Consider the following 22,098-nt stretch of genomic DNA (forward strand, 5'->3'; position numbering starts at 1 on the left):
TTTAATTTATATTACTTTTGCCCGTAGTACGCGTCTTTCCCATGTTTGCGTAAATAGTGTTTATCTAGAATGCGTTGCGGCAATTCTTCAGCAAAATGGTTCAATTCTCGTGCGAATAAATTCATTTTCGAAACTTCTTCCAACACGACGCTATTCATGACTGCCGATTTTGCATCTTTGCCCCAAGTGAAGGGAGCATGACCCTTAAGCAGAACACCCGGCACTGCTAAAATATCCAGCCCGCGCTGCTCAAAAGTTTCGATGATGACACGGCCGGTTTCCGCTTCGTAACCACGATCAATCTCCTCTTGCGTCAAGAAACGGGCACAAGGAACAGAACCATAGAAGGTGTCTGCATGAGTAGTACCCATTACAGGTACATCCAAGCCTGCTTGAGCCCAAATGGTCGCCCAAGTCGAATGCGTGTGTACAATACCGCCGATCTCTGCATAATGCTTATAAAGTACGGCGTGAGTCGGTGTATCTGATGAAGGTCTCATCTCTCCTTCAACAACATTGCCATCAAAATCAACAACCACCATATTGCTAGGTTTCATCGTGTCATAACTAACACCACTAGGTTTGATAACGAATAAGCGGCTTTCACGATCAACAGCGCTTACGTTACCCCAGGTGTATTTCACGAGTCCATGTTTAGGCAAATCCAGATTGGCTTGATATACTTCTTCTTTCAGTTGCTCTAACACGTCAATTCCTCCAGTTTTCCACTAGATTATCTACAGCAGCCTGTTCAATCGCCAGGCCTTGTGTGTAGCGTTCCATGAATGCTTCAAATCCCTTAACGTCGGAACTGTCGGGAGAAATTTCTTGCCCCTCAGCATCTCTAAATACTTTTTGGTCGAGGAAGTCTTCCAGACTTTCTTGTTGATCCTTGTTCATCATGTAAGAAGCCAGAATAGCAATCCCCCACGCCCCACCTTCTCCAGCTGTTGACATCACGGATACCGGGACATTCATGGCAGCCGCAACAATTTTTTGTCCGACGATAGGGGTTTTAAATAAGCCACCGTGAGCCAGAATGCTGTCAATTGCGACATTTTCTTTCTTTGTCAAAATATCCATTCCGATTTTCAAAGCAGCAAACGCAGTGAATAGATGAGTCCGCATGAAATTGGCCAAATTGAAACGGCTTTCAGGAGAGCGGACAAACAATGGCCGGCCTTTCTCTATTCCGGTGATATTCTCCCCTGACAAATAGCCATAGCTGAGTAAACCGCCGCCATCTGGATCTGCTTCCAAAGCCTTGTTCAGCAGCACACTGAACAATTGATTCGGATCCGCCTTTTGCCCCATTGCCTCAGAGAATTCACGGAACAATCCCAGCCAAGCATTGATATCACTTGAACAGTTGTTGGCATGAACCATTCCGACCGGATTACCATTCGGTGTAGTCACCAGATCAATTTCCGGATATACCGCTGAAAGGTCCTTCTCTAATACAAGCATGGCAAAAACCGAGGTTCCCACAGAGACGTTGCCCGTCCGTTTTCTCACACTATTCGTAGCGACCATCCCTGTTCCCGCATCACCTTCTGGAGGACAAAGCGGAATACCTGGTTGTAAATCTTCGGATTTATCTAAGATTTTAGCTCCCACGGCGGTTAGTACACCTGCCTGCTCGCCTGACATATAAACTTTAGGGAGAATTCCTTCTAGCTTCCAATCGTAACCTTTGGCTGCAATGAGTTCGTCAAACTGCTTAACCATCGATTCGTTATAATCATGTGTAGTCTCATCAATTGGGAATATGCCCGAAGCATCCCCGACGCCAATAGCCTTATTTCCAGTCAGCAGCCAGTGAATATATCCAGCTAACGTCGTCATAAAATCAATCTGAGGGACATGTTGCTCTTCGTTCAATATAGCTTGATACAGGTGAGCAATACTCCATCGCTCAGGGATGTTGAATTGGAATTTATCAGTTAACACTTTTGCTGCGGCACTGGTTGTCGCATTCCGCCAAGTCCGGAACGGAACAAGCAACTCACCCTTGCTGTCAAAAGCCATATAGCCGTGCATCATTGCAGAGAATCCTATAGAACCAACGGTACGAAGGGTGATCCCATATTTTTGTTCAACCTCTTGCTTCATTTCACTATAAGCCTCTTGCAGACCCGTAATAATACTCTCTAAGTTGTACGTCCAATATCCGTCCACCAAGAGATTTTCCCACTCATAGCTTCCAGATGCGATGGTTTCAAAATGATGATCAATCAGCACTGCCTTGATACGTGTGGATCCAAATTCGATACCAAGTGAGGTTTCTCCCTTAGTAATCGCTTGTTTAATGTCTTGATCCATGCTCACGTTACTCCTCTCTCTGAACAACTGTTATAATCGCAATAATTGAAAGAAGGCGCTTTCTTTAATTTACAACCTTAGTATATTTTTTGTTCGTACATTTGTCAACGTGAATACATAGTTATACCTACAAATATTCTCATGGACCGATTATTAGTGCTACAGCGAGCCGTTGACCGAGGAGAGGTGTCAGACGATTGCTGAGATTGTGGACGAAGTATTCTTGCCACTTGTGTTAAAGCGGTGATTAGCAATTCCGCTCTTTGAAAAGCATATTATACAAATGCCTACCACTGTTTTTTCAGTTTTTGTTAATAGCAATTTGTATTTATGAATGTAGGTTGAGCAAGATAAAATCTGTTCAACCTTTTTTCGCCTTTTAGGTTTATTAGGTGTGTGACAATAACGTAATATGGGCTTAAAGCAGCTTCTGATATAAAACATCGTTGGCAAACCCAGGACCGCATCTCCATTGGGTACAACTTGCCCCACTTGGCCTTCAGTATTTATGCATGTTAGGCTATGGATTATAATAGTTCATAATTATGCTAAGATATGTACATACAAATATTATGGGTAGGTAAATTAGTATTAGGACAACCAGGAAAGAAGGAATAAAGTGAAACCAAAGTATCAGGTCATCCTTGAGGATATAAAGAGCAACATTCTATCAGGAGCATACAGCGTAGGAGAACAAATTCCAACGGAATCGGCTTTGCAGGATATGTATAAAGTTAGCCGCCAGACGGTACGTAAGGCAATTTTAGAACTATCCAACGAGGGTTTTTTAAGAAGTGAAAAAGGATCGGGCACTTATGTCAGTAACCAATTTCGATCAAAAAACGGCGGGAATTCCAGTAATAAAACCATCGGAGTCATCACAACCTACATTTCCGATTACATCTTCCCTTCTATTATTCGCGGGATTGAAGCCAGATTGAATGAAGATAATTATTCATTGCTATTAGCTAGTACAAATAATGATGTCGCACAAGAAAAGAAAGCTTTGGAGATGATGTTGTCCTTTGGTGTGGATGGCTTGATCATTGAGCCTACGAAGAGCAATCTATATAATCCCAATATCTCTTATTATCTGACGTTCAAGGAGCAGGAAGTTCCGTTCATCATGATTAATGCTTATTATGAAGAGTTGGAAGTTCCCTTCTTTTGTCTCGATGACGTACAGTCCAGCTATCTGGCAACAAAAGAATTGATTGCTAACGGACACACACACATTGGTATCATTGCCAAAATGGACGATTTACAAGGAAAGCATCGAATGAAGGGCTATATCAAGGCGCTTGGAGAAGCCAAATTACGGTTTTACCCAGAGCAAGTGCTCTCATTCTATACAGAGACGAAGCAAGACCTGTCCACCAACTTAAAAAAATTCCTAACCGAACAAAGAGACGGGTTATCCGCAATTGTCTGCTATAACGACGAGGTAGGATTAGAAGTTGTACATGTATGCAGACAACTTGGTATATCTGTTCCTGAAGACATATCCATTATTGGTCAAGATAATTCCTATATTTCCAAGAATGCAAACATCAAACTAACGACATTAACACACCCACAGGAACAAATGGGACGTGATGCCGCCGATTGGGTTATTAAGAAACTGCAAGGGAAGAAAGATCTACGCAACCACACCTATTATCAACCTGTGTTAATTGAAGGAGAGACGGTAAAGAAGAAACTGAAGTGAAGGGGTCCAACATTCATTGTAAACAATCAAATGGACACACCCAAAAACGATATTACCATTGAACACTAGGCACCTAGTGCCTAATTGTCATATGACACTTTGAAGTGACTGGTATGGGTCGGTGACGAAATGTAACTTGTTGGTATGACAAGTCCTTTGCCATACTTGGTTTTGCCGGACGCTATGAGGCAAAAATACATTTCAAGGAGATCATTCATGAAAAAAATGATTCATACCAATCTCGCGGTTCTACTGTTATCTGCTACGATAACTACCGCCTGTATGGCACCCAACGGCGCGTCAGTTGCCGCACCCGTTAACGCACCAGTTACATCTGAAAAGGCTAGCTTGGAGGGACCGCGAAATGCCAAGGAACTAGAAGCTTTTGCAGATGGTCTTTTTGCGGACAAGATGAAGAAGTTTAATACAGTTGGTTCTAATTTTGTGGTCGTCACGGGTGGGAAAGTGATGCTAAGCAAAGGTTACGGTTATGCCGACAAGAAAAAAAGAATTCCTGTTGATAAAAATACCGTTTTCCAAATCGGCTCTGTTACAAAGTCATTCACTGCATTGGCAGCTATGCAGTTGGTCGATAAGGGGAAAATGGATTTAAAACACGATATCCAAGAGTATTTAGGAGGAATAAAGGTTCCGAATAAAACAGGAAAAAAACTGACGATGTTTGATCTACTTACATATTCAAGTGGATTTGATGAACCAGATATTCTCATGGAAATGCATCCAGAATACGCGGACAAATATTTTCCAATGAAGAAGTACATTGCATCACGTATGCCAACTGTTGTCAGGCCTCCAGGAGAAGCGTACACTTATGACAATTTTGGTTTCATGCTAGCGGGATATGCAGTAGCAAACGTAACGGGCATGTCATATTCCCGATATATGGAAAAGAATATTTTCAAACCGTTAGGCATGACTTCGACGAGTGTGCGGTTTACCCCCCAATTGTTAAACAGAATGGCTGCTCACTATGGACCAACAGGCGACCTGATACCCTTGGACGGGTTTAAACCAACGGAAAAACCTGAAGGCGGTATGGTTTCAACAGCAGATGACATGGCGAAGTACCTCATGATGCACCTGAACAAAGGAAAGTACAAAGGTAAAGAAGTGGTGAGTCCAAAGAGCATAGAGCAAATGCACACATACCAATTATTCCCTGACAAGGAGTTCCCGGTTACAACAATTGGATTCGAAGGCTACTTCAAAGAGAAGATGAATAATCAGCATGTGATTCTAAAAGGAGGAAATGTTACAGGGCATTCTTCCTTGGTTGTTATTCTGCCTGAGAAGAATACAGCGATGTATATGTCCTACAATAACGACTCCATGATGAGTCTTGACGTGTATGAAGAATTTATGAATCATTATTATCCGAGAAAATCAGAAGTTCCAAAGTCAACCTACGCGACAATAAGTGAGCAGCAGGCCCAAGACTACGTGGGATTATACCAAAACACGCGTTTCGCTGCCTTAAGGACGAAGGTTTCGTATTCGGACGGGAAATTAATAATGGAGACAGGAACATCAGGCAAACATACACTAAAAATGATCCACCCTTTATTATTTGAAGATGAATCAGGTAATAAATTGACGTTTAATAAAAATGAAGCAGGCCATATTGCATATTTGTATTACATGCAGCTCCCAGACCTCGTTGCTTATGCGCAAAAAATAAACATTGATTCACCATTTTCTGATGTACCTGCGGATAGTAAATATATTCCATATATAAACAACCTTAATGCTTTGAACGTCATGAGCGGAAAGTCAGCCAACCTCTTCGATCCGAAAGGAACGATGACTCAGGGAGAATTCTCAGAAGTGCTGCTGCGCGCCCACGGATGGTATAAACAACCCTTCATGATTGAACCGAATAAGAAGCAGATGATGGCCGGACTACGTAATTATCAGCCTAATTCTCCTATCACTAGACAAATGGCGGCGGTAATGATCCAGAACCTGAAACAGGTTGAGCCTGGAACTAAGGTTAAATGGAGTGGTGAAACGGATGCTTGGGCAGTTAAAGCAGTCACAGCTCTTGTTTCCCAAGGTATCATGGACCCGGATACCAAGATCAAGTCAGACGGCTCCATAGATTTCCGCTCCAAACAGCTTTTGAAGCGTCAAGAAGCCAGTGCCTTATTAGATCAAGCATTTAATTACTATACGTTGCCAATCAGTCACTAATTCAAAAGGTTAACCGGAAAAAGTAAGATAATGATACTTTTTATAAGGTTTCCTGAACCCCCGATCAAACTGGGGGTTTTCTTGTATAATAAGAAACAAGCGGCTGCTGATGCTGCCGCTTATTTTTAGTTTTCTCCATATCCAACGGAAATCCGCATCGAGCCGTAAGGTTTATTCCAGAAGCCCTGCCTCCCCGGCTTTTTGCACCGCTTCCTCCCGGTTGCGAACCCCCAGCTTCAGATAGACCGATGACGCATAGTTTCTAACCGTACCATCAGATAAATACAATTTGGAGGCAATGGTTTTATATCGCAGTCCTTTCGACACGAACTGTAAAATTTCAAGCTCCCGTGGAGTTAAGTCATAGGTCGCGGCCACTCGAGTTGTCGACGGATCTTCCCCGCCCTTGGCGGCTTCCAGCTGTGCAAACAATTTGTGCGACATCTCCTGATCGATCAGCGTGCCTCCGCGATAGACCGTGCGTATTGTTTCGGCGAGCTCTACTGGCTTCATCGCCTTCAATAAGTATCCGTCGGCTCCGCTTCGCAGCGCTTCCAGAGCCTGTCCAGTATCTTCGAACGTGGTGAGAATCAAGATGCGGATGTGGGGCCACGTTTGTTTTATGGTACGGGATGCGGAGATTCCGTCCAGGTTCGGCATGTCCAAATCCATAAGCACCAGCTGAGGCTGAACCTGCCTGCACAGTTCGATGGCTTGCTCGCCATCTTCTGCTACCCCTACGACTTGCAAATCTTGCTGCTCCTCGAGAAGAGTCCGCAGACTTTCACGGATAAAAGGCTGGTCATCGACGACCAACAGACGGATGACTTCATCCTTAAGCTCCGTTTGCCGTGGTAGGGTGCAGGTAACGAGGGTGCCTTCGCCCGGTTGGGTATAGATGCCAACATGACCTTGCAAATTCATCGCTCGCTCTTTCATGGCGTTCAAGCCGAAACCATCCCGTCCATGTTCCATCCCGCGGCCGTTATCCTTAATTTCGAGCCTCGTCTGCTGAGGCTCAAATTGCACCAAAACCGTAATCTCCGTCGAGTGTCCATGACGCACGGCATTCGTCAATGATTCTTGCAAGCAGCGATACAGTGCTATCTTCGCTTGCTTCGTTACAGGGTATTCCTCTCCGAAGGCCTGGAAACGAACCGACACCTTAGCATGCTCCTGAAACTCCTCTGCCAGCTTCCGCAAAGACTGAAGCAGTGGGAGTTCTTCATGCGGCGATTCGATTTGATGCACATAGCCTCTCACTTCATCCATATTCTTCCGGGCCAGGTTCAATAGGGAATCGAGCCGTTTCGTTCCTGTATCCGTCTCTAGCTCAGGGCGCAAGGTTTCCAATCCCATAATGAGGGAAGTGTAGGCATGACCGACAGTATCATGAAGCTCTTTGGAGAGCCGATTCCGCTCTTCGGCCAGCGTGATGCGCTCGATTTGGGACAAGTACTGCTCCAGCACCGCATTTTGCTCGCGTATAATTTCGCTTTGACGATGATTGACCATCAATAAATGGAAGGAAAATCCGAATGCATAAGCCGTCCCGAATTGAATGGTCATAACCCAAAAATCAGTCTGCTCTACAAGCAGCTTAATTATAGTGGGTAGGAGCAATACCGATAAAGGACCTGACCAAAGATATGTTCTTTGTTTGCTGTTAGCGGCAATTAAAAATGGATACAACAGGAATGTGAGGTAGGCTTCCGGAAAAAACGAAGCTAAATACAAGCACAGCCCGCCCGGGATCACAATCTCGGTAAGCAGGTAGTATCTATAATTGAGCTGCAAGCACAGCCAGGGAACGGAAAAAGCAATAAGCTGCCAAAACACAAGAACCCCAAGCGGCAGCGTGAAATGAGCTTGCCGCTCTATGATAGTGAGCAGGAGAGAAGTACTGCAAATCAGGCGGATCATAAGCATGAACCAGTCGTACCAGAACCACTGCTTTACCATATCGAACAAAAACATCAACCCCTAAGAACTATCAGTATGACATTACGTAACTATTATAGAGCAGAACATCATCCAACAATACTTTTAAATCCAGACCGGGACATTCCGGTTAACGGTTCACACTCTTGATCATAAGATGGGTGTAGCCGCCTAGCATACGCGTCAAGCTGTTCGCAAGCCTATAGCTCACCATAGTGAATACGACTCCTGAGGCCGAAACCAGTATGGATTTTATCACAGTATCTATAAGAAAACCCATAAAATAATAATTAAATAGCGGAAAGAGGAGCGGGGTCGCAATCATTGCGAGTGGAGTTATATAAAGCAAGGCCGCACTAATGAGGCTAAAAATACCCACCGGAAGCTTCAGCATCAGCCAGCCGATAGCAATCCAGTTGCGCCGATTTAGCAGCTCCTTCCTTGCTTGAAGCCAGATAGAGGCATCGGTGTTTATTGGTTTAACGTAAAGCTCGGTGGTAATGTCCGTATAGATCTTGGTCTGTGTGCGTTCAAATTGCAGGAAGGCGTATGTAGTTCGCAAAATGCGAGTAATCAGAGGAACGCCCGCGACGGTAAACGAAAGACTCAAGCCTAATGTAAGAGCGACCAGATAAAAGCAAAAGTAAAACAATCCGGTAGCGAAAGTAAGCAGTAGGAAATAGCCATTTTGAATAAAGCTGACGACGGTTCTTGTCATCAAAGAGCCCACATCCTTTACAAGTAGTAGTCGTATCCTACGGCTCTTGATGTCAAATCGGCCAGTGCCATAATGTCATATGACACAAGGCGGAAAGACTTAGAAGCTTGAAATTAACACTATCCATATATCCTTTCTCCTCAGATATTTCCCAAGAAATTTTATATTCTTGGACAACGAATCCTTCAAGTTTCTGTGCTGGAACACATAGTGGAATAAAATGAGCTCCAGAGAAAGTAAAAACCGTTCGATCTTAGTTATACATACAAAAATTTTAATCCATCATATTAATAATTACTTTGTTTTCACATCACGTGGAAACCTCATCTGTTGACACTTCATGGAAAATACTGTATATATTCAAAGCCAATATGAAAGACAGAAAAGGAGGATCTGCATGCACAGAGTGGTCAAAATAAAATTTATGCTCTTTTACGGTGAAGCGCCTGAAGCAAAATGTTACGGGTACATGGAGTTGAATCAGGATGGAAATATGATCGCGCTCTACAATAGGTACGGTGAGGAAATAGACATGTATGGCCAACACGAATTTGTTAAGATACGGACACTTGGCAAATTTGATAACGAAGACCGTGATAATTTTTATTCTTTGTTAGAAAGTGATGGTGTAGGATAATCTGCACGATAGGCTGACGATTCCGGTGCCAAGGCACTACGAAAAATCAGCCTTTTTGATTTTATTTGCCTTGTAGAGTTGACCGGCACGTTATCATAATCCCCTAACCTCATCTTGTCAAGAAATAATGCGCGAATGAGCGACATCGCGGGGGAGCCCCCCTTATGCTTTCGAAATATGAATGAATTTCCGAGTATGATGGACAATTTCGCTTTTTCCAATTCATCCCACCTCACGTAGAATGATCTTCAGGCGTTGCGGGATAAGTGATATACAAACAATGGACGGAACGTAATGAACAATCGGGAGGTAGAAGATGGACAATCAGGCTCAAGATGCAAGAGGAATGAAGAGAGGAGAAATATTAACCGCTCTACTCATCGGTACATTTGTCGCGTTTCTTAACGAAAATTTACTTACCAATGCGTTTCCTGCATTGATGAGAGAATTTAACGTTGCGGCTTCGACCATACAATGGTTATCGACGGGTTATATGCTTGTGGTCGGCGTACTGGTGCCGGTGACCGCATTACTACAGCAATGGTTCACGACTCGCCAGATGTTTATGTCTGCGATGGCGTTATTTTTGGCCGGTACCTGCTTGTGTGCAGTATCCCCGGGATTCGGAATCTTGCTGATGGGCAGGGTTGTTCAGGCTTGCGGGACAGGATTATTGATTCCGTTGATGATGAATACGATTCTCGCCCTCTATCCTCCAGAACGCCGGGGTGCCGCCATGGGTCTCATGGGGCTGGTCATCATGGTCGCCCCTGTCATCGGGCCGGCTTTGTCTGGCTTGATTATCGATTTCTTTCAATGGCGATGGCTGTTTTACATGGTGATTCCTGTCGCACTGTTTTCGATGATTTATGCATTCATGTACTTAAAGAATGTGACAGAACTGACCAAGCCAAGGGTCGATCTTGTATCCATTGTGATGTCAACCGTCGGTTTCGGCTGCGTCACCTATGGCTTCAGCCAAACAAGTGTCTCTCTTGAGCCAGAAGGTTACGGATCAATTGCAATAGGTAGCCTTTTCTTGCTCTTGCTTGTATGGCGCCAGCTTAAGATCAAAGAGCCGTTGATCGATCTTTCCGTATTCCGGCATTCCACTTTTTCTCTGGTTGCGGTATTGATTGTAATTCTGATGATGGTTCTATTCGCCACAACAACATTGCTGCCGTTCTATATGCAGGATGTGATGAAGTTGACAGCATTCGCGACAGGCTTACTTCTAATGCCAGGTAGCATTTTGAACGGGATGCTGATGCCAGTATCGGGGAAATTACTCGATAAATTCGGGCCGAGACTCGTAATTGTGCCCGGACTGCTCCTGATCGTCATATCGTTGTGGCTGTTTACCGGCATCGACAGTGATACAACACAAGGTTCCGTTCTGTTCAATCATATCCTCTTATTCTTAGGCATGTCGTTCGTCGTCATGCCGGCTCAGACGACAGGATTGAATCAACTTCCACGTCACCTGATCCCTCATGGCACAGCCATATACAATACGCTCCAACAGATTGCAGGAGGGATTGGCATCGCATTGTTCGTCGGCATCATGTCGTCTGGGGCCAATCGTTATCTTCACCATTCGCTCAATCCCACTGCGATGCATGAGAAGACACAAAGCATGGCTTCCGGTCTACAAACGGTTTTTTGGATTGAATTTATTCTTGCAATACTTATTCTGGTGCTGGGTTGGTTTATAAAAAAGCCACCTGAACATAGTTGATTCATTACTAGGCACAGATTGAATCATAAGTTAAAAACCTTGCAAGAAGCATGAGGCTGTCTCATAAGGGGCGGCCTTTATTTCGTTGTACCTTAGCACCCCGACTATAAGGAGAGCTGATTTCTGCCTAAAAGTTTTATTTTTGAGAATCAAGAATAAACATAGATGCATCTTGTCCCATGAATATTTTACTTCCGTTAAAAAAAGTTTTCGACTGAATATCTCTATATCCTATTTTAGTCATAATGTCAGTCAGCTCTTCTTGATTAAATCCGTTATGAACTATATCTGAAACTACTTTTTCATTTTTATTAAAATCTACGATTAGTAAATGTCCTCCTTCATTTAGAACATCAAATAGCCTTGATAAAACGAATTCAACATCATGAATATGGAGTAGAACCTGAGCCATAAAAATATAGTCAGCATGTAAATCCGTTAGACCTTCCTTTTCAAAATCAAAACATAATGTATCTGCATTCTGAATATGAAGATCAGTAATTTTTTGCTTTATTTGATTAATCATGTTTTGTGAAGTATCCAGAAAAAGCATAGAATTAAAATCATTTAACAAGCTCATTCCGACAAGACCCGTTCCACACCCAAAATCAATAGCATTCTTACTATTAGCGTCAACTACATATTCACGAATGGCATCAGATGATACCTTTGCAATTTGAATTCTTTCAGAAGTGTCATATATATTAGCTATCATTTCAAACTTATCCGTATTTCCCATGACCTCTCCAATCCCCTTAATAAAATCCTGAATACAACAATATAGAATGATATTCTATCGAAGCATTAGCATTTAGTCCACATTCTTATTAGTAAGCTCTTAGTCTTGGTTCGTTTCTGAACAATTTTGCTTCAACATTTTCGCCCTTATTTGTGATACGGTTCCCCAACCTACATGTAACGGCAAGTTTAAAGACCACCCCGCTAAAAGGATGGCCTTGAGGAACGCTAATCTATTCTAATTGCCTCGATATAAAGCTCGATTCTCACTTCATTTCCGACAACAACCCCACCTTTTTCCAGAGGAGAGTTGAATGTCAAGCCAAATTCATTGCGTTCGATACTGGCTGTTGAATGAAATCCTACACGTTCCCGGCCGCGAGGGTCCTTGTTAAGTCCTTCAAAAATAGTATGAAAAGTGACGGGTTTGGTTACTCCATGCAGAGTTAGATTGCCCGTAAGTTCATATTGCCTTTCGCTAGCAAGGACGCAGCTGGTGCTTTGAAACGTAATGGTTGGATACTTGGCTGCATGAAGGAAGTCGTCGCTCTTCAGGTGTTCATCTCGTTGCGATTGGCGAGTTGTGATACTATTTGCATCTATGGAGGCCTGAACACCCATGGTTGTTAAATCGTTGGGGTCAAAACTCAAGATCGCTTGGAAATGCTCGAATACTCCTTTAATTCTACTAATCATTAAATGCGTCACCGAAAACTCGACGGAACTGTGGTCCGGATCCACTTCCCAATTGATATTGCTCATAAATAAATTCCACCTCTATGATAAGATTTTGAGAAAGGTCGCCCCATCTCCAAACACTGCGCTATTCGCATACTCCTAATGTACAAAAAAGCTACTGACAACGGGATGTCAGTAGCTTTTTTTCATTTTTTGGTTTCCTCGTAAATCCGATTTCGGAATGTTCAGGCTCCGCCACGTCAAATTAAATCGAAGGTGAGCTGGATAATCCATGTACACCTTCTTCACCATTCGTCTTTGTCAAAATAATCATCTGGCAAATGCAGCTCTCGCAAACAACCGATAAATTTTTCTCTGAAATTCGGATTGCTTTTGTATTGCGGCCATACCTCCTTATAGTGAGGCAGCAACTTCTCATGTGGAATAATGCCCCAGTATAAAATCGAGTTATTCAGAACCTCCGGGCCGCCCCCCATCAACATCTGTTCAATGATCTCCCAGCTTCCCAGCTTGTTTTCGCAACTGCGCGCGGCATAGATCGCAGTGGCTTGCATTTTAGGGTCGGCGTGACACAAAAAAGGCGCGAAGTTCTGGAGCGTAATCGCACCGTAATCTTCCAAGATGTATCCTGCATAACGCAACGTTTCCGGGTCGTGAATCCTGTCAAGCCTTTGCAAGATCACTGGAATAAAATCCGTTAAATCCTCAGTTTTACTGGAAGCGTGCAGAATCTGTAAGGATTGCAGAAAACTCTCATGTCCATTCGATTGCAACAGCTCCAGAAGATATTTTCTACCCGCGTCAAAAGAAGTTTTGCAAATGAGCCAAATGGCTGTAGTCTGATTTTTTGGGCTTTGCTCTGCAATATGTTTCAAAAAATCAATGGTTGGCTGAGAGACTTTCTTAAACTTGAACATTCCATTAAGCGCTTTGGCTTGGATTTCTTCGTTTGGAGCGCTCTGATAAGTCTGGATCAGCGCATTCTCATCACCCGGCATTCGACTGCCAAACCACCCGATATCATAATCCAGAATAATTTCATCCAGCCAGCGCTCGTACCAGTCCAGAAAGCTGTCTTCATAGACAAAGAAAAAAGGATGATCGGGATGAAAATCGGAGGTGTACACAATTCTCCCCCTGTATTTCCCTTCAAGTACGAGATACATATCGTATTCGCAGCCTTGGGTGCCTATGCACAACATGCCGCCCAACACCTTATTACGGGTGGCGTCGTATTCCTCATCGGGAATGTCCTCGTCCTTGGTCAGGGGCTCAATCAGATGGTTCCATTCCTCTTTGGTCATCCCGGGATACAGAACGGATTTTGCAAGGAGCGCCTGGCGCTCGGTGTAGGAAGTTGCCTTTCCAATTGAATAGATTCCATAATAGGGTCCGGCGCCTCCGTTGCCGACTTTCGTTAAAAACAGCGCGTAAGGCTCAGGAAGTGTAACCTGATTGCGGACTTGCCAGTCCGCCAGCTCTTTTGCTGTAAGCTTCTCTTTAACCCTATATTGATGTGAGGATGCTCCAAACACTGAGAAATCGGCGTCTTTGTGCATAGCTTGACTCAGTTTGTTTTTTATTCGATCCAGTTGCGTTTCTTTCTTCCTAAACCACATATTGAACCCTCCTGTTGACCATAGCCAGGTTTCCTTTGTTTGCTTATCCAGCAATTTTATTATTTTTTCTATGGGTCGTACCTCTTTAAAATGATATGTATCTTTAAGTAATCTTTCATTGTAGCTTCTCTTAAGGTCACCACTGAACCACCTTAGAGTACTACAGAACAAATTCCATATGAATGGAATCCATATGGGGGCCAACACAAATTTGTTAGGAGACGGACACTTGGCAAATTTGATGACGAAGACCGTGATCATTTTTATTCTTGTTAGAAAATGATGGTGTGAGCTAGCCCCCTTTGACCACTCAAAGGGGACTTAAAGTCCACAGGGATACGATTATTCGTTATCCGGCGTGGCTGGACTGGCCGGGGGCATCAAGCCTTTAACGGCGCCGAGAAACGGACGAATGGACTTGATCATACCGTAGCCCATCTTCACGACCGGGACAAATTTCTGGATCATGCCGAACAGCCGCAAGCCGCCGCCGAGCATACCGCCAAGCCCTCCTGCGCCCGCAGTGGCGCCGCCAAGGCCGCCTAACAGCGAGCCCATCATCGGCAGGAATGCCGACACCTTGGCGTCCGGCTTGCGGGAGCGCGAACGGCCAGACGGCTTGCGCGCGCCGCTTTTCCGGTTGCCGAGACGGACGCCCGGGGCATGCGTACCAGCTCTGCGTTTAATAGATCGGGAGCCTTGCTTCCCGGAAGAAGTGCGTGGGGGGACTCCAGCGCTGGCAAGTACCAACCCGCCGTGATTAACATCGGTGATGTAGCCGACGTAAGTCTCTCCGCTGTGCAGGGTGACACAGACCGGACGGCCCTGAAACTTCTTAGCCCGTGCACGCATCTCTTTCGATTGTGCCATGGAAGTTCACCTCGCTCACTGATTATAATTCAGTTTACGCCAGGGGCGGGCTGTCTGCTTGTGCGAATGGGACATACGCACGCCAAAAATCGCTTGATGATTAGGCATTTTACAACTCTCCCTCAAGAAACGCGAATGCCCTTACTCCGCTGCTTCCACCAGCCATGCTTGCATAGCCGGAGACTCCGCCCGATTCAAACGTAAGGCGATTTCGGTATTGATCTCATCCGGCGGCATGACCTCGACAAGGACGCATACAGCCTCTCGCGGTTGATTCAAGGCAAACATGCCTTCATCATCGAGCATTTTCATCGCCAGCTCCATGGCCTTCAGCCTCGAATCAAATTCACGATTCCATTCGTCAGCTTCAAGCTCCGCAATAGAAGGACGCCTCATAAACAATTGTTTAACATCATCGAAGTCCTCATCCCTGAAACAACAATAGGGTGAATCGGCATAGGACCATTTGATGAGTTCCGCAATCGTTGACCCCGGCATGTCACTTTCTTCTCTTTGCCTGGCCGCTTCCCTCTCCAAGGCCTCCCATGACCAGGCGGAGATGCTTGGCGCATGTCCCTCTCCAGTAGTAAATAGCGTGCAGTAATAGTAACGTTCGCCATTTTCAAAAAGAGTGCGAAAGGACTTCCTAGCCACATCGGCAATCTCTGCCGCCAGCGCCTCTATTCCTTGCGTCGGTTTCATGACATTCGCCCCTTAGCCCTATAAAATATATATCTTATTTCCATTATAAAAATTGTTTGTCCTAAATCTACCTACTTTCTACCTGAATCCTGGAAATATGGGCGATTCACTCCCTCATGATAAAAGAGGATGTCTCTCCGTTATTTTCCGGCTTTGAGACACCCTCTTTTGAACTATTTTGCATTCACTACAACATTTTACCGTCACTTGAGGTATGGTTTTTTGCTCTCCTACCTGGAGTTTCATCTCCATTAGAGCATGTTTATGATCTCTTTTTTCTAAGCTATTCGCCCTACTTATGGTACGGTTCATCGTATCGGTTGATATGGTAAACTAATAAATAAAGGAGAGGCTTAATCTCCTCTCCTTTATTTTCAATTCATTTTACAACGGTTATTTTAACTCAGGTAAAGTATAAAAAAGCCATGTCTGAGGTTCTCGCTTCCAAATGTCGTTCTTGTACACTGTTTCAAATGGATTAGCGATAATATAAGGCTCATATCCATCTTCATTCATTTGCTCTCTATTTATTAAGTATAAATAATAATTGGATCCTTTATTTCTTGATACATTGATTTCATTATTAGTCCAGTAAAAACTGAGATTTTTCGAATATGACTTTACCTCAATAAACCTGTCAAAAACTAATGAGGTAAGTGAATTAAATGAGATTATATCATAACCTGCACTGACATCAATATCTGATATTTGTGAAATTTTTGAAGCTTGTGCATGCTCAGAAATTCGATTCCTTTCATAATTTAATACAAATTCTTCAGCTTCCCGCCCATATTTCTCTTTAAGTACCTGCATCTCTTTAAACTTTTTTATGCTAATTTTCTTTCGAACAGGTCTAAGAATTCCTTTTAAAAAATCATTGTAGCCAACATGGATAACAAGTAAATTTTTCACCTGAGAGCTAGAAGAAAAAAAACCTAACTCTATTAGCAAATTCCTAACCCCAGAATACTTAAAAGGGATATGATTATTTTTAATAATATAGGCTTCATGAAGGTAGTCAAAGTATATGGAATCTAAATCAAGAAAGTCCGAGAATTCATCATTCGTTAAAATTTTTGATAAAACTTTTTTTGCTATCTTCTCCCCAATAGTCCCTTCAATTTCAGAACTTAAAAGTTCTTCTCCAACTTTACTTAGATACAGTCCACTGTCACAAGTCGAAACTGCTGAAATAAACTGAAGCAGTGATAATATCCCTTTATTAGGAATATTATAAAATAAAGTACTGTTAAGACAAAATTTTTCAATGTCAGTAATCCTCTTAGGATTTTTGGATATAGCTTCAGTTAACACATACAAAATTTCTTCTAAGCTTCCTAAATTATTATGTTTCTTTAACTCTCTTAACATAATTATTAATCAACGCCTTTATATCATCATCACCAAAGTCATCCTCATCAACTAAAGAAAATAACGGTATAGGTTCATTTTCAATGATGTGGTTCATCCTACTTTCTTTAAAATTAAGTCGATCATGCACAGTTTGATCTATAGAATTTTCCGATAATATATAATAATAATTAACTTCATCATTAGACTTTAGACCATAACGATGTATTCTATCTTTGGATTGGATAAACTGTGCTGCGTTAAATGTACGTTCTAAATAAATGGCACTATGACAAGCTTTGTGCAATGAGATAGATTCTGAAACTGCAAAGGGATTTGCAATTATAACTTTGAATTTTGAATCCTTATCATGAAAGTCCTTAATTATACTTTCACGGGTTTCAACTGAAGACTGTTTATCATCCGATTCTACGGGAACATCTCCATAAAGTAATCTAGATTCAATACCATGATCAGCAAGAAAACCTTTTAATTCATGCATATTTTGAACAAAAATAGCCCATATTATTACTTTCTGCTTTCTGTTAATTATATCCTTAACTAAATTGAGGACTACTTTAAATTTTGAAGGAGTTTCGAGATCATTATACTTAACTATTTTATTTATAATTTCAGAGTCATCAATATATGTTCTTTCTGTCAATCCATGTTCGCTAAAATATTGATCAACCGGTTTAATCAGTAAACTAGGATTTGTAGCAGCTTGCGTTAATCTTACTAACCTAGCTTTTATTAAAGCACCTCTGATATCATTTAGTTCAGTTTTATCAATGAAATAGTCCATATAATTTTTTTCAATGAAATCATATATTTCTCTTTGATATTTCCCCATTTGAACAAATATAGGAGGATGATTGATAGCTTCTGGTAAGCCTAAATCACTTTTTCTAATTCGTATGTAGAAAGGTGAAATATCTTCAATAAGCTCCTCAACTCTTTTATCTTGAGGGTTTTCTGACATTTCCTTCAACTGATACTTATGAAACCTAATAAGTTGCTTAGACGGCCAAAGAAATTGAAACAAATTAATTAAATCCTCATAACCGTTAGGTGCTGGGGTACCAGTTAAAACAACTCTTGATCGGCAATATTTTCCAAAACTTAGTATTGAATCAGCAATTACTCCTCCCTCAGTATTTTTTATCTTGTGTGCCTCATCAAGCACAACCATAACTTTATGTTTTTTAATAAAATAAATGAGATCTTCTATTACGCTGCTTACAGCTTGGTACGACATTAAAGTTAGTTCATCTGGTTCAAAAGAGTAAAAGTATTTTGATTTTTCTTGTTTTGAAACTCCACCTGAAAGTCTTTTTGACTGTGCCTTTACACCAAAGCATTCTTCATACTCATTTTCCCAGGGGCCAAATGAACTCAGCGGTCCAATTATTAGAATTTTATTCACATGTTTAGGATCGTTTTCATCAAGATTTTTTAGATATGTGTATGCACCATAAACAATACTAGTTTTTCCAGCTCCGGGAACCGAAAAATTACAAGCATTTTGAGAAAATGCTAAATGGTAGGCAGATAATAGTTGTAATTTATATAACGTTCTATTTTGCAAATTTTGCGCAAGACTTTTCGTAAACTCAGCAAAATCAACTACATCAAAATTATTATTTCGTATATTATACGCTTGTTCAGAAAATTTACTAAAATTCTTTTCCTCTTGAAAATAGTGATTTAATGTTTGTTCTACCAAGGCTGATTGTGCTTCTTCAAATCCATATTTTGATAACATTTCTCTTATATGCGTCAAGACTTTCTCTTGATCTTCATCTTCATATGGAATAACTATTTCATTTTCTACCAACCTAGCTTTCAAATAATCTTTCATGTATATTTTAGCTCTTCTATTTTTTAAAAGATCGTCAGTTGAACCAGTTAAAATAAACTCCTTGTTTTCTTGGTTAATTTCAACTTCTATTCGCATATTGGGATGCACCTATTTCTTTTCTATTATTTTTTTAAAATCCCAAACAATTGTACTTATTTCTTTAACAAGATTTAAATTATTTTTATCTAATGCATCTGAATTAATTGCTTCCAAAGCATTCTTAGCCCTTTTTAATAATTCTAGAGGCTCATTAGCATCTTTCTTATCGTCTAATTTTCTTACCGAAATATTTAAATTTCCTTGTAATAATCCTCTAGCTTGGTCTGCCCATGAATCATCTCTTGCTTCCAACAACTTAGACAAGTCAGCATCTGGATTATCTTTGTACAATTGCTCAGGCGAATCTTCTGTTATAGATTCAATATGTTTTGTATGCTCGTCTAAAAATGTATTCCATATATTTTCATCACAAAAAATACCTTCTTTCTTACTTGGTTTAGCAATAGATCTAAATTCCTTACCTTCGTATTTTGCTCTAATATAATCGAAGCAAACAGCCTTTAAATCGGAAACATCTGATTCTTTAAATCCCCACTCGGCCCTGTTTGTTCCTTTGTTATATGTTTTAAGATATCCGTTTAAATCCACAAACTGACCTTCACGTTTCTCTAATCTCGTGTAAATACCGTCATAATCTAAGTAATCAAGATAACCATCCATCAAGTCCATAATTTCGATCCACTCTTTAATGGTGCTCTCTTTTTCACTCATCATATCAGCCATATCAGATTCCTCATAGCCAACATCTTTTAAATCCTTGCATTTAAGATATTTCTCAATAGGATTATAATCTAGCTTCTCGTCTGCTCCCATTTGATAGGTTGTTTCTAATCTCATTATTTCTTTTGGTTCAGGGGTATCTGGAAGTATGACAGCAATGAAATACTGACAGTGATCAAGATTATGATTAGGCCATTTTTTTCTATCACGATAGATAATATTTAGCAAACTTGCACGCCTATTTCCATCAATAATTACTCCATCATTAGTTACAATTCCATACTGTTGTTGGCCATTCTCAATCAAATTTTTGAGTGTTGTTTCATTTCTTCCAGGTTTTGAGGCGAATAAATAATCCTCAAGCCTTTTTCTATCTTCTATGTCTTCGGGATTAATCGACCGATGTTGCTTTTCAAAAGATTTCACTACACTTCCAATTCTGCCGTTGTACTTATTGTATACAAGAAAATCCAATGGTATTTTATAGGCTTTAAACTCTTGAATTTCCCCCTTGTATCTAATTCTAATTCCAGTCATATAGGGGATTTCATTGTCTACAATCTCTTTTAACCTCTTAATTCTCAAATCTTTATTCATCTTTTATTCGCCCCATCTTTTCAATTAGTATTTTTAATACAAAATAACCGATTGCAATTGCAGTAGGAAGCGTATTAGGTTCTTCATCAATCATAACTGATTCGCCAAAATTACCTTTTGTTATTTCTAGAACTAACTCCTTAACTGACTCTAAAAGCTCATCTGGCCCTAATAAATCCTTCCTCTCTTCAGTAGTCAAACAGTAATGCTGTTGAAACTTATTAAAAGAAACTAGTTTATGTTCAATGGATAAAATATAAAATTGTATTCTTTTATTTATTTCATTACTAAAAATCGTTGATTCAATAAAAGGCAAGAATATCTTAGCTCTTGGCCCTTGACTTTTATGGATTTCAATATTCCATTGATAGTTTTTATTTTCAAAATCCGACTTATAGTTGGTTAGCTCAACTCGAAACGCTCTTACTATTAAATAAGGAAGATGGTATTTGAATCGAGCCGAATCCCTTTTGGGCTTTTCATTATTTAAAGGAAACATAGTGTTGTTTAAATTAACAAAGCTTATATCTGTTGCGTGTTCGATTGGTTTGTATTGATCCGGAACTGTCCTCCCTAAACTTGCTGTAATCGCTCTAGCAAATGCATAAGCCATCTTAGGAGGGACCGCATTACCTACTAATTTAGATTTTATTCCTCTAGATTCACCATAAAAACGGTAATCTATAGGGAAGCTCATGACTGAAGCTAATTCCCTCACTGTTGGCATTCTGTACCTATTTTGTTTATAGTGATAAATAACAGACTCCCTTGAAGACACAGAAGAATTGGCCATCACAGTTCTTGCAGGTCTATCTACGTCCTCAGGAAAGGCCATTCTCCCCATATATCCTTTATCTTCCTTTAGCTGTTTTGCTTTTTTCCATTCATGTGTTGCCAACTCTTTTATATAGTGATGATCAGTCACATTTTTTGACTCCATTTGAAATTTGTAGTTGGGATCAATAATTGTTCCATCTATATCATCAGTTGGGCCTTTTAATGACTGAAGTATTACTTTTAAAGGTATTACTTCCTCATCTTTATTGATAATTAATTCTGGCGTGGGAAACTGTCCACACAAAAACCTTTTTCTATTTTGTGCGACTCCAAAATTCTTCGAGTTATACACTCCTGAATTTTCATATAAAACTTGTAGTGTGAAGTTGCCATTAAGACCCAAATCATTTGAAGTATACAGCGGATTTATATATTTTTGAATGTTTGGTACATTCTCGAGTATCCAGTACCTCAGTATAGAATTCTCTTTATATTTTTTTCTTGCAACTATTCTCAAGTATGATTCTAACAGCCGTATACCAAGGGCTTTATCTGCCTTTCCTGATTTATTAGAATTAGAAAATGCGACACAAGGAGGTGATCCAATAATGACCTCCGTATCTGGAACCAAGTTGTGGAACTCGATATCAGGAAGTAAAGAAATCTTTTCTACATCTTCTAGTATTGTATTAGAATATGGGTGGTTAGCGTGATGTGTATTTACTGCTGGAACCCATTTATCCACAGCAAAAATAGTTTTACAACCCGCTTGCCTGAATCCCTCAGAAAATCCCCCTGCACCACAAAAAAAATCAGCTACTCTCATTTTT

The 22,098-nt window shown here is 41.1% G+C and carries 17 protein-coding genes; 4 read left to right on the forward strand and 13 right to left on the reverse strand.

What is annotated here, in order from left to right:
- Window positions 1–11: 11 nt before the first annotated feature.
- Both ACYCSE_RS08885 and ACYCSE_RS08890 read right to left on the reverse strand, forming a co-directional pair.
- Window positions 12–707, reverse strand: coding sequence for an L-ribulose-5-phosphate 4-epimerase (locus tag ACYCSE_RS08885; protein ID WP_459702061.1), 696 nt, complete (start codon window positions 705–707; stop codon window positions 12–14).
- A 1-nt stretch (window position 708) separates the two neighbouring features.
- Window positions 709–2,322 (reverse strand): xylulokinase, encoded by a 1,614-nt coding sequence (locus tag ACYCSE_RS08890; protein ID WP_459702062.1) that lies wholly within the window; start codon window positions 2,320–2,322, stop codon window positions 709–711.
- Window positions 2,323–2,941: 619 nt separating this feature from the next.
- Here ACYCSE_RS08890 and ACYCSE_RS08895 point away from each other — a divergent pair.
- Together ACYCSE_RS08895 and ACYCSE_RS08900 are read left to right on the forward strand one after the other, a co-directional pair.
- Window positions 2,942–4,030 carry a substrate-binding domain-containing protein gene (locus tag ACYCSE_RS08895; RefSeq protein WP_459702063.1) on the forward strand — a complete coding sequence of 363 codons (1,089 nt, stop codon included), beginning with the start codon at window positions 2,942–2,944 and terminating at the stop codon, window positions 4,028–4,030.
- 216 nt (window positions 4,031–4,246) lie between these two features.
- Entirely contained in the window at window positions 4,247–6,241 is a 1,995-nt protein-coding gene (locus tag ACYCSE_RS08900) for a serine hydrolase (protein WP_459702064.1), read from the forward strand.
- A gap of 171 nt (window positions 6,242–6,412) precedes the next feature.
- On the opposite strand, the gene ACYCSE_RS08905 is transcribed toward ACYCSE_RS08900, so the two are convergent.
- Window positions 6,413–8,212 (reverse strand): response regulator, encoded by a 1,800-nt coding sequence (locus ACYCSE_RS08905; protein ID WP_459702065.1) that lies wholly within the window; start codon window positions 8,210–8,212, stop codon window positions 6,413–6,415.
- A gap of 100 nt (window positions 8,213–8,312) precedes the next feature.
- Window positions 8,313–8,900 (reverse strand): sensor domain-containing protein, encoded by a 588-nt coding sequence (locus ACYCSE_RS08910; RefSeq protein WP_414126192.1) that lies wholly within the window; start codon window positions 8,898–8,900, stop codon window positions 8,313–8,315.
- A gap of 397 nt (window positions 8,901–9,297) precedes the next feature.
- Between ACYCSE_RS08910 and ACYCSE_RS08915 the strand changes: the two genes are divergently transcribed.
- Both ACYCSE_RS08915 and ACYCSE_RS08920 read left to right on the forward strand, forming a co-directional pair.
- Window positions 9,298–9,537 carry a hypothetical protein gene (locus ACYCSE_RS08915; RefSeq protein ID WP_254349798.1) on the forward strand — a complete coding sequence of 80 codons (240 nt, stop codon included), beginning with the start codon at window positions 9,298–9,300 and terminating at the stop codon, window positions 9,535–9,537.
- 316 nt (window positions 9,538–9,853) lie between these two features.
- On the forward strand, window positions 9,854–11,275 hold the full coding sequence (locus tag ACYCSE_RS08920; RefSeq protein ID WP_254349797.1) for an MDR family MFS transporter: 1,422 nt from the start codon (window positions 9,854–9,856) through the stop codon (window positions 11,273–11,275).
- A gap of 136 nt (window positions 11,276–11,411) precedes the next feature.
- Here ACYCSE_RS08920 and ACYCSE_RS08925 read toward each other — a convergent pair whose 3' ends face one another.
- The 9 genes from ACYCSE_RS08925 to ACYCSE_RS08965 form a co-directional block, all read right to left on the reverse strand.
- Entirely contained in the window at window positions 11,412–12,014 is a 603-nt protein-coding gene (locus tag ACYCSE_RS08925) for a class I SAM-dependent methyltransferase (protein ID WP_254326347.1), read from the reverse strand.
- A 227-nt stretch (window positions 12,015–12,241) separates the two neighbouring features.
- The gene (locus tag ACYCSE_RS08930) at window positions 12,242–12,775 is read right to left on the reverse strand and encodes a YceI family protein (RefSeq protein WP_254349796.1); all 534 of its coding nucleotides are present in this window, start codon (window positions 12,773–12,775) and stop codon (window positions 12,242–12,244) included.
- Between the two features lie 221 nt (window positions 12,776–12,996).
- Window positions 12,997–14,331, reverse strand: coding sequence for an SMI1/KNR4 family protein (locus tag ACYCSE_RS08935; protein ID WP_459702066.1), 1,335 nt, complete (start codon window positions 14,329–14,331; stop codon window positions 12,997–12,999).
- Window positions 14,332–14,673: 342 nt separating this feature from the next.
- Window positions 14,674–15,201, reverse strand: coding sequence for a hypothetical protein (locus ACYCSE_RS08940; protein WP_459702067.1), 528 nt, complete (start codon window positions 15,199–15,201; stop codon window positions 14,674–14,676).
- 141 nt (window positions 15,202–15,342) lie between these two features.
- Window positions 15,343–15,903 carry a DUF4303 domain-containing protein gene (locus tag ACYCSE_RS08945; RefSeq protein ID WP_459702068.1) on the reverse strand — a complete coding sequence of 187 codons (561 nt, stop codon included), beginning with the start codon at window positions 15,901–15,903 and terminating at the stop codon, window positions 15,343–15,345.
- Window positions 15,904–16,296: 393 nt separating this feature from the next.
- Window positions 16,297–17,274, reverse strand: coding sequence for a protein NO VEIN domain-containing protein (locus ACYCSE_RS08950; RefSeq protein ID WP_459702069.1), 978 nt, complete (start codon window positions 17,272–17,274; stop codon window positions 16,297–16,299).
- The gene (locus ACYCSE_RS08955) at window positions 17,249–19,210 is read right to left on the reverse strand and encodes a DEAD/DEAH box helicase (RefSeq protein ID WP_459702070.1); all 1,962 of its coding nucleotides are present in this window, start codon (window positions 19,208–19,210) and stop codon (window positions 17,249–17,251) included. Before ACYCSE_RS08955 ends, ACYCSE_RS08950 begins: the two co-directional genes overlap by 26 nt.
- Window positions 19,211–19,222: 12 nt before the next feature.
- Window positions 19,223–20,491 carry a hypothetical protein gene (locus ACYCSE_RS08960; RefSeq protein ID WP_459702071.1) on the reverse strand — a complete coding sequence of 423 codons (1,269 nt, stop codon included), beginning with the start codon at window positions 20,489–20,491 and terminating at the stop codon, window positions 19,223–19,225.
- Window positions 20,484–22,094, reverse strand: coding sequence for a DNA cytosine methyltransferase (locus tag ACYCSE_RS08965; RefSeq protein ID WP_459702072.1), 1,611 nt, complete (start codon window positions 22,092–22,094; stop codon window positions 20,484–20,486). The genes ACYCSE_RS08960 and ACYCSE_RS08965 overlap by 8 nt, the downstream gene beginning before the upstream one ends.
- Between the last annotated feature and the right edge of the window lie 4 nt (window positions 22,095–22,098).

The sequence above is a fragment of the Paenibacillus sp. SEL1 genome (assembly GCF_054602535.1).

What these genes read in the sequence shown, in the direction of transcription:
- ACYCSE_RS08940 (WP_459702067.1), bottom strand. Translation starts at nt 15,201, where the DNA reads ATGGCACAATCGAAAGAGATGCGTGCACGGGCTAAGAAGTTTCAGGGC.
- ACYCSE_RS08965 (WP_459702072.1), bottom strand. Translation starts at nt 22,094, where the DNA reads ATGAGAGTAGCTGATTTTTTTTGTGGTGCAGGGGGATTTTCTGAGGGA.
- ACYCSE_RS08945 (WP_459702068.1), bottom strand. Translation starts at nt 15,903, where the DNA reads ATGAAACCGACGCAAGGAATAGAGGCGCTGGCGGCAGAGATTGCCGAT.
- ACYCSE_RS08960 (WP_459702071.1), bottom strand. Translation starts at nt 20,491, where the DNA reads ATGAATAAAGATTTGAGAATTAAGAGGTTAAAAGAGATTGTAGACAAT.
- ACYCSE_RS08915 (WP_254349798.1), top strand. Translation starts at nt 9,298, where the DNA reads ATGCACAGAGTGGTCAAAATAAAATTTATGCTCTTTTACGGTGAAGCG.
- ACYCSE_RS08900 (WP_459702064.1), top strand. Translation starts at nt 4,247, where the DNA reads ATGAAAAAAATGATTCATACCAATCTCGCGGTTCTACTGTTATCTGCT.
- ACYCSE_RS08930 (WP_254349796.1), bottom strand. Translation starts at nt 12,775, where the DNA reads ATGAGCAATATCAATTGGGAAGTGGATCCGGACCACAGTTCCGTCGAG.
- ACYCSE_RS08910 (WP_414126192.1), bottom strand. Translation starts at nt 8,900, where the DNA reads ATGACAAGAACCGTCGTCAGCTTTATTCAAAATGGCTATTTCCTACTG.
- ACYCSE_RS08935 (WP_459702066.1), bottom strand. Translation starts at nt 14,331, where the DNA reads ATGTGGTTTAGGAAGAAAGAAACGCAACTGGATCGAATAAAAAACAAA.
- ACYCSE_RS08955 (WP_459702070.1), bottom strand. Translation starts at nt 19,210, where the DNA reads ATGCGAATAGAAGTTGAAATTAACCAAGAAAACAAGGAGTTTATTTTA.
- ACYCSE_RS08920 (WP_254349797.1), top strand. Translation starts at nt 9,854, where the DNA reads ATGGACAATCAGGCTCAAGATGCAAGAGGAATGAAGAGAGGAGAAATA.
- ACYCSE_RS08890 (WP_459702062.1), bottom strand. Translation starts at nt 2,322, where the DNA reads ATGGATCAAGACATTAAACAAGCGATTACTAAGGGAGAAACCTCACTT.
- ACYCSE_RS08950 (WP_459702069.1), bottom strand. Translation starts at nt 17,274, where the DNA reads ATGTTAAGAGAGTTAAAGAAACATAATAATTTAGGAAGCTTAGAAGAA.
- ACYCSE_RS08925 (WP_254326347.1), bottom strand. Translation starts at nt 12,014, where the DNA reads ATGGGAAATACGGATAAGTTTGAAATGATAGCTAATATATATGACACT.